6 protein-coding genes are annotated in these 7991 nt (G+C 54.1%); 4 read left to right on the forward strand and 2 right to left on the reverse strand.

The annotated features are described in order from the left end of the window. Nucleotides 1–247 precede the first annotated feature (247 nt). Together fadA and fadB are read right to left on the reverse strand one after the other, a co-directional pair. Nucleotides 248–1411: an acetyl-CoA C-acyltransferase FadA gene (gene fadA / locus FEK47_RS15850; protein WP_000438735.1), complete on the reverse strand. Its 1164-nt coding sequence runs from the start codon at nucleotides 1409–1411 to the stop codon at nucleotides 248–250. A 9-nt stretch (nucleotides 1412–1420) separates the two neighbouring features. Further along, nucleotides 1421–3610, reverse strand: coding sequence for a fatty acid oxidation complex subunit alpha FadB (gene fadB / locus FEK47_RS15855; RefSeq protein ID WP_135486951.1), 2190 nt, complete (start codon nucleotides 3608–3610; stop codon nucleotides 1421–1423). 189 nt (nucleotides 3611–3799) lie between these two features. Here fadB and pepQ point away from each other — a divergent pair, with 189 nt between their 5' ends. Genes pepQ through hemG form a run of 4 tightly spaced genes read left to right on the forward strand, consistent with a single transcriptional unit; the run spans nucleotide 3800 to nucleotide 7792 of the window. After that, nucleotides 3800–5131, forward strand: coding sequence for a Xaa-Pro dipeptidase (gene pepQ, locus FEK47_RS15860; RefSeq protein ID WP_000444568.1), 1332 nt, complete (start codon nucleotides 3800–3802; stop codon nucleotides 5129–5131). Then, nucleotides 5131–5745: an IMPACT family protein gene (locus FEK47_RS15865; RefSeq protein ID WP_001296979.1), complete on the forward strand. Its 615-nt coding sequence runs from the start codon at nucleotides 5131–5133 to the stop codon at nucleotides 5743–5745. The genes pepQ and FEK47_RS15865 overlap by 1 nt, the downstream gene beginning before the upstream one ends. A 38-nt stretch (nucleotides 5746–5783) precedes the next feature. Continuing rightward, nucleotides 5784–7235: a Trk system potassium transporter TrkH gene (gene trkH, locus FEK47_RS15870; RefSeq protein ID WP_000545680.1), complete on the forward strand. Its 1452-nt coding sequence runs from the start codon at nucleotides 5784–5786 to the stop codon at nucleotides 7233–7235. A gap of 11 nt (nucleotides 7236–7246) precedes the next feature. After that, entirely contained in the window at nucleotides 7247–7792 is a 546-nt protein-coding gene (hemG, locus tag FEK47_RS15875) for a menaquinone-dependent protoporphyrinogen IX dehydrogenase (protein ID WP_130219468.1), read from the forward strand. Nucleotides 7793–7991: the final 199 nt, after the last annotated feature.

Below are 7991 nucleotides of genomic sequence, written 5' to 3' on the forward strand. Positions count from 1 at the left end.
GGGAAGAACGGCAACTAAAACTTTATACAGTGGCATTTGGATCTATGTCGCATCCGGCAAACAATGCCCGATGCGACGCTGGCGCGTCTTATCGTGCCTACAAATAGTCCTGAACCGTAGGCCGGATAAGGCGTTTACGCCGCATCCGGCAAACAATGCCCGATGCGACGCTGGCGTGTCTTATCGTGCCTACAATAGTCCTGGACCGTAGGCCGGATAAGGCGTTTACACCGCATCCGGCAAGTGTTTAAACCCGCTCAAACACCGTTGCAATACCCTGACCCAGACCGATACACATTGTCGCCAGACCAAACTGGACGTCTTTGCGCTCCATCAGATTCAGCAGCGTGGTACTGATACGAGCACCTGAACAGCCCAGCGGATGACCCAGCGCGATCGCGCCACCGTTGAGGTTGATCTTCTCGTCAATCTGCTCCATTAACCCGAGATCTTTAATGCACGGCAGGATCTGCGCGGCAAAGGCTTCGTTCATTTCAAACACGCCGATATCGCTGGCAGAAAGTCCCGCTTTTTTCAGCGCCAGCTTCGAGGCCGGAACCGGGCCGTAACCCATAATCGACGGATCACAACCAACGACCGCCATCGAACGTACGCGGGCGCGCGGCTTAAGACCTAATTCATGGGCGCGGCTTTCACTCATCACCAGCATGGCCGCTGCACCATCGGAAAGCGCAGAAGATGTGCCCGCCGTTACCGTACCGTTTACTGGATCAAACGCCGGACGCAGCGTGGCGAGGGCTTCCACGGTGGTTTCCGGGCGAATCACCTCGTCGTAATTAAACTGCTTCAGGACGCCGTCGGCATCGTGACCACCGGTTGGGATGATTTCATTTTTAAATGCGCCCGACTGCGTGGCGGCCCAGGCGCGGGCGTGTGACCGCGCGGCAAAGGCATCCTGCATTTCACGGCTGATACCGTGCATACGCGCCAGCATTTCTGCCGTTAAGCCCATCATGCCCGCTGCTTTGGCGACATTGCGGCTCAGGCCGGGGTGAAAATCGACGCCGTGACTCATCGGCACATGGCCCATATGCTCCACGCCGCCAACCAGACATGCCTGTGCATCGCCAGTCATGATCATTCGTGCTGCATCATGTAATGCTTGCATGGATGAACCACACAAGCGATTGACGGTAACCGCCGGGACAGAGTGCGGTACTTCAGCCAACAGCGCCGCGTTACGGGCGATGTTAAAACCTTGCTCCAGCGTCTGCTGCACACAGCCCCAGTAAATATCGTCGAGGGCCGCCGCTTCCAGCGCCGGGTTACGCGCCAGCAGGCTACGCATTAAATGAGCGGAGAGATCTTCCGCACGCACATTACGAAAAGCACCGCCCTTCGAACGGCCCATCGGGGTGCGAATTGCATCGACAATGACAACCTGTTCCATTGTGACTCCTTAAGCCGTTTTCAGGTCGCCAACCGGACGGGCTGGCTCAACCGGGGGATAGTACGGTTCGTTATGACGCGCTTTATTACGCAGACCTTCCGGCACTTCATACAGCGGGCCGAGGTGCTGATATTGCTGTGCCATATCGAGGTATTTTGCGCTACCGAGGGTGTCCAGCCAGCGGAACGCGCCGCCGTGGAACGGAGGGAAGCCCAGGCCATAGACCAGCGCCATATCCGCTTCTGCCGGAGTGGCGATAATGCCCTCTTCCAGACAGCGCACCACTTCGTTGACCATCGGGATCATCATGCGGGCGATAATCTCTTCTTCGCTGAAATCGCGCTTCGGCTGGCTCACTTCTGCCAGCAGGTCGTCAACGACGGCGTCTTCTTCTTTCTTCGGCTTACCTTTGCTGTCTTCTTTATAACGCCAGAAACCGAGGCCGTTCTTCTGACCAAAGCGGTTGGCATCAAACAGCGCGTCGATGGCATCGCGATAATCTTTCTGCATCCGCTGCGGGAAGCCTGCTGCCATGACAGCCTGGGCATGATGCGCGGTATCAATCCCCACGACATCCAGCAGGTATGCCGGACCCATCGGCCAGCCAAACTGTTTTTCCATCACTTTGTCGATCTTGCGGAAATCCGCGCCGTCGCGCAGCAGCTGGCTGAAACCGGCGAAATACGGGAACAGCACGCGGTTGACGAAGAAGCCGGGGCAGTCGTTAACCACAATCGGCGTTTTACCCATCTTGCTCGCCCAGGCGACGACTTTCGCGATGGTTTCGTCGGAGCTTTTCTCGCCGCGAATAATTTCTACCAACGGCATTCGGTGGACCGGGTTAAAGAAGTGCATCCCGCAGAAGTTTTCCGGACGTTCCAGCGCGTTGGCCAGTTCGCTGATAGGAATGGTTGAAGTGTTAGAGGCCAGCACGGTATCCGGGCGTACTTTCAGCTCGGTTTCTGCCAGTACGGCTTTTTTCACTTTCGGGTTTTCGACAACCGCTTCTACCACAACATCCACGCGGTCAAACCCGGCGTAGTCGAGCGTTGGGTGGATCGTGGAGATCACGCCAGCCAGTTTCAGACCATCGATCTTGCCGCGCTCAAGCTGCTTGTTCAGCAGTTTCGCGGCTTCAGTCATGCCGAGGGCTAACGACTTGTCGTTAATATCTTTCATGACAACCGGCACGCCTTTCCACGCAGACTGGTAAGCGATGCCGCCGCCCATAATGCCTGCGCCCAGCACAGCGGCCTGTTTCGGTGTTTCAATGTCTTTGGTGAGTTTCTTCGCTTTGCCTTTTACATATTGATCGTTAAGGAAAATGCCGACCAGTGCGCGGGCTTCGTTGGTATGCGCCAGCGGGACAAAACTTTTGTTTTCCAGGTTTAAGGCTTCTTCACGACCAAAACGGGCCGCAGCTTCAATAGTTTTTACTGCGGTGATGGGCGCCGGATAATGTTTCCCCGCCGTTTGCGCGACCATCCCTTTAGCAATGGTGAAGCTCATGGTGGCTTCAATCTTGCTCAGTTTTAGCGGTTCCAGCTTCGGCTGACGTTTCGCTTTCCAGTCGAGGTCGCCGTTAATGGCCTGGCGTAAAATCGCCATCGCCCCTTCAATCAGTTTTTCTGCTTTGACTACGCCATCCACCAGACCGATTTTCAGCGCCTGATCCGCGCCGACATCTTTACCGGCGGCAATGATTTCCAGCGCACTGTCAGCGCCCAGCATACGTGGCATACGTACAGAACCGCCAAATCCCGGCATGATGCCCAGTTTGGTTTCCGGCAGACCGATGCGCAGATCCGGCGTCGCCAGACGATAATCGGTCGCCAGAACGCATTCGCAGCCACCGCCCAGCGCATAGCCGTTGACGGCGGCAATGGTCGGCACCGGCAGATCTTCCAGGCGATTAAACACGCTATTGGCAAAATGCAGCCACTGGCTTAACTGTTCTTCAGGAACGAGGAACAGGGACAAAAATTCGGTGATATCAGCACCGACGATAAAGGCTGCTTTGTTCGAACGCAGCAGCAGCCCTTTTAGATCTGATTGCTGTTCCAGCACGCCGATGGCCTCGCCGAGGCTGGCGACGGTCGCAGTGTCGAGTTTATTAACTGAACCTGGGGCATCAAATACCAGTTCGGCAATGCCATCTTCCAGCCAGTCAAGGTACAGGGTGTCGCCTTTGTAAAGCATGTCAGTCTCCTGAATCCGCAAGGTGATCTGGTCGTACCAGATGCATCGAAGTGTGTATTTTGTGTTAAAAATATGCAAACAAAAGATTAAAGAAATGCCGATCTGATCACGCTCGGCAGAAATCACGCTCTGGATGAACGATGTGCTAAGATGCGGAGACTTAAGGTCAAAAAAACAGAAGGGTAAAAAATGGAATCACTGGCCTCGCTCTATAAAAATCATATAGCTACCTTACAAGAACGGACTCGCGATGCGCTGGCGCGCTTCAAGCTGGATGCGTTACTTATTCACTCCGGCGAGCTGTTCAACGTTTTTCTCGACGATCATCCCTACCCGTTTAAAGTGAACCCACAATTCAAAGCGTGGGTGCCGGTAACTCAGGTGCCAAACTGCTGGTTGCTTGTGGATGGCGTGAACAAGCCGAAACTGTGGTTCTATCTGCCAGTTGATTACTGGCACAACGTCGAACCGCTGCCGACCTCTTTCTGGACTGAAGACGTGGAAGTGATCGCGCTGCCGAAAGCCGATGGCATTGGTAGCCTGCTGCCTGCTGCGCGCGGCAATATCGGTTATATCGGTCCGGTGCCGGAACGTGCGCTGCAACTGGGTATTGAGGCCAGCAACATCAACCCGAAAGGGGTGATCGACTATCTGCATTACTACCGCTCCTTCAAAACCGAGTATGAACTGGCCTGTATGCGTGAAGCGCAGAAAATGGCGGTTAACGGTCATCGCGCGGCAGAAGAAGCGTTCCGTTCTGGCATGAGCGAGTTCGATATCAACATTGCCTATTTGACCGCGACCGGTCATCGTGATACCGACGTACCTTACAGCAACATTGTGGCGCTTAACGAACACGCTTCGGTGTTGCATTACACCAAACTGGATCATCAGGCACCGGAAGAGATGCGCAGCTTCCTGCTGGATGCCGGGGCAGAATATAACGGTTATGCGGCTGACCTGACTCGTACCTGGTCGGCAAAAAGCGACAACGACTACGCGCAGCTGGTGAAAGACGTCAATGATGAACAACTGGCGCTGATCGCTACCATGAAAGCAGGCGTCAGCTATGTGGATTACCACATCCAGTTCCATCAGCGCATTGCCAAACTGCTGCGTAAACATCAAATCATCACCGATATGAGTGAAGAAGCGATGGTCGAAAACGATCTCACCGGACCGTTTATGCCGCACGGTATCGGCCATCCGCTGGGCCTGCAGGTGCATGACGTAGCAGGTTTTATGCAGGATGATAGCGGTACGCACCTCGCGGCACCGGCAAAATATCCGTACCTGCGCTGCACCCGTATTCTCCAGCCGGGCATGGTGTTAACCATCGAACCGGGCATCTACTTCATCGAATCGCTGCTGGCGCCGTGGCGTGAAGGGCAGTTCAGCAAACACTTCAACTGGCAGAAAATTGAAGCACTGAAACCGTTCGGTGGCATTCGTATCGAAGACAACGTGGTGATCCACGAAAACAACGTGGAAAACATGACCCGGGATCTGAAACTGGCGTGATGGAAAGCTGGTTAATTCCTGCGGCACCGGTCACGGTCGTTGAAGAGATCAAAAAGAGCCGCTTCATAACGATGTTGGCGCATACCGATGGCGTTGAGGCGGCGAAAGCGTTTGTTGAATCGGTGCGGGCAGAACACCCCGATGCCCGCCACCATTGCGTGGCGTGGGTGGCGGGTGCGCCGGATGATTCTCAACAGCTGGGTTTCTCTGACGACGGGGAGCCGGCGGGAACGGCAGGTAAACCGATGCTCGCCCAACTAATGGGCAGCGGCGTCGGGGAAATTACCGCTGTGGTGGTGCGCTACTACGGCGGCATATTGCTTGGCACCGGTGGGTTAGTGAAAGCGTATGGCGGCGGTGTGAATCAGGCGCTGCGCCAGCTAACGACCCAACGCAAGACGCCATTAACCGAATATACTTTGCAATGTGAATATAGTCAGTTAACCGGCATTGAAGCGTTGCTGGGGCAGTGTGATGGCAAAATTATCAACAGTGATTATCAGGCATTCGTTTTGCTGCGGGTGGCGCTTCCGGCAGCGAAAGTGGCTGAATTTTCCGCAAAGCTGGCGGATTTTAGCCGTGGTTCATTGCAATTGTTAGCGATTGAAGAATAATCCCCACTTCGTTTTGCAGAACTAAGGAAGCGGCAGAGATGCATTTTCGCGCCATTACCCGAATCGTTGGACTACTGGTCATCTTATTTTCAGGGACGATGATTATTCCCGGGCTGGTAGCACTCATCTACCGGGATGGAGCGGGCCGCGCTTTTACCCAGACCTTTTTTGTCGCCCTCGCCATTGGCTCTATGCTGTGGTGGCCGAACCGTAAAGAGAAGGGCGAACTGAAATCCCGTGAAGGGTTTCTGATCGTGGTGCTGTTCTGGACCGTGCTGGGTAGCGTCGGTGCGCTCCCTTTTATCTTCTCGGAAAGCCCGAACCTCACGATTACCGATGCGTTTTTTGAATCTTTCTCCGGCCTGACCACCACGGGGGCCACTACGCTGGTGGGGCTGGATTCACTCCCTCATGCCATCCTCTTTTATCGCCAGATGCTGCAATGGTTTGGCGGGATGGGGATCATCGTGTTGGCGGTTGCGATACTGCCTATCCTCGGCGTGGGTGGGATGCAGCTCTATCGCGCGGAAATGCCCGGCCCACTGAAAGATAACAAAATGCGCCCGCGAATTGCGGAAACGGCGAAAACCCTGTGGTTGATTTATGTCTTGTTGACCGTCGCCTGTGCACTGGCGCTGTGGTTTGCTGGAATGGATGCCTTTGATGCCATCGGTCATAGCTTTGCGACCATCGCTATTGGCGGCTTCTCGACTCATGATGCCAGCGTTGGCTATTTCGATAGCCCGACCATTAACACCATCATTGCTATCTTCCTGCTGATCTCCGGCTGTAACTACGGTCTGCACTTTTCGCTGTTAAGTGGGCGTAGTCTGAAGGTTTATTGGCGCGATCCGGAATTTCGCATGTTTATCGGCGTACAGTTTACGCTGGTGGTTATTTGTACCCTCGTGCTGTGGTTTCATAATGTCTACAGTTCAGCGCTGATGACAATTAACCAGGCGTTTTTCCAGGTGGTGTCGATGGCGACAACCGCCGGGTTTACGACTGACAGCATTGCCCGCTGGCCGCTCTTTTTGCCGGTACTGCTTTTATGTTCAGCTTTTATCGGCGGTTGCGCCGGGTCAACGGGCGGTGGCCTGAAAGTGATCCGCATCCTGCTGCTGTTTAAGCAGGGGAACCGTGAGCTGAAACGACTGGTGCATCCGAACGCCGTCTACAGCATTAAGCTGGGGAACCGTGCACTGCCGGAACGTATCCTCGAAGCCGTTTGGGGATTTTTCTCCGCCTATGCATTAGTGTTTATTGTCAGTATGCTGGCGATAATCGCCACGGGCGTGGATGACTTTTCTGCCTTTGCCTCGGTTGTTGCGACATTGAATAACCTGGGGCCTGGGCTTGGCGTGGTTGCTGATAACTTTACCAGCATGAACCCGGTGGCTAAATGGATCCTGATTGCCAACATGCTGTTTGGTCGTCTTGAGGTCTTTACATTGCTGGTGCTCTTTACCCCGACTTTCTGGCGTGAATGATGGAGTAATACGTGAAAACATTAATTCTTTTCTCAACAAGGGACGGACAAACGCGCGAGATTGCCTCCTACCTGGCTTCGGAACTGAAAGAACTGGGGATCCAGGCGGATGTCGCTAATGTGCACCGCATTGAAGAACCACAGTGGGAAAACTACGATCGCGTGGTGATTGGCGCTTCTATTCGCTACGGTCATTACCATTCTGCGTTCCAGGCATTTGTCAAAAAGCATGCCACCCGGCTGAACTCAATGCCGAGCGCCTTTTACTCCGTCAACCTGGTGGCACGCAAGCCGGAGAAGCGGACTGTGCAGACCAACAGCTACGCACGAAAGTTTCTGATGAACTCACAATGGCGCCCCGATCGCTGTGCCGTTATTGCTGGGGCGCTGCGTTATCCACGCTATCGTTGGTACGACCGCTTTATGATCAAGCTGATTATGAAGATGTCAGGCGGAGAAACAGATACGCGCAAAGAGGTTGTCTATACCGATTGGGAGCAGGTCGCGAATTTTGCCCGAGAAATAGCTCAATTAACCAACAGATCGGCGTCGAAATAAGCATAAAGAATAAAAAACGCGCATTCGGAAAATTATTTTAAATTTCCTCTTGTCAGCTCAGAATAACTCCCTATAATGCGCCACCACTGACACGGAACAACGGCAAACGCGCCGCCGGGTCAGCGGGATTCTCCTGAGAATTCCGGCAGAGAAAAGCAAAAAAATGCTTGACTCTGTAGCGGGAAAGCGTATTATGCAC

The sequence above is a fragment of the Escherichia sp. E3659 genome (genome assembly GCF_005781135.1).
Lineage (GTDB): Bacteria > Pseudomonadota > Gammaproteobacteria > Enterobacterales > Enterobacteriaceae > Escherichia.

What these genes read in the sequence shown, in the direction of transcription:
- trkH (WP_000545680.1), top strand. Translation starts at nt 5,784, where the DNA reads ATGCATTTTCGCGCCATTACCCGAATCGTTGGACTACTGGTCATCTTA.
- fadA (WP_000438735.1), bottom strand. Translation starts at nt 1,411, where the DNA reads ATGGAACAGGTTGTCATTGTCGATGCAATTCGCACCCCGATGGGCCGT.
- pepQ (WP_000444568.1), top strand. Translation starts at nt 3,800, where the DNA reads ATGGAATCACTGGCCTCGCTCTATAAAAATCATATAGCTACCTTACAA.
- fadB (WP_135486951.1), bottom strand. Translation starts at nt 3,610, where the DNA reads ATGCTTTACAAAGGCGACACCCTGTACCTTGACTGGCTGGAAGATGGC.
- FEK47_RS15865 (WP_001296979.1), top strand. Translation starts at nt 5,131, where the DNA reads ATGGAAAGCTGGTTAATTCCTGCGGCACCGGTCACGGTCGTTGAAGAG.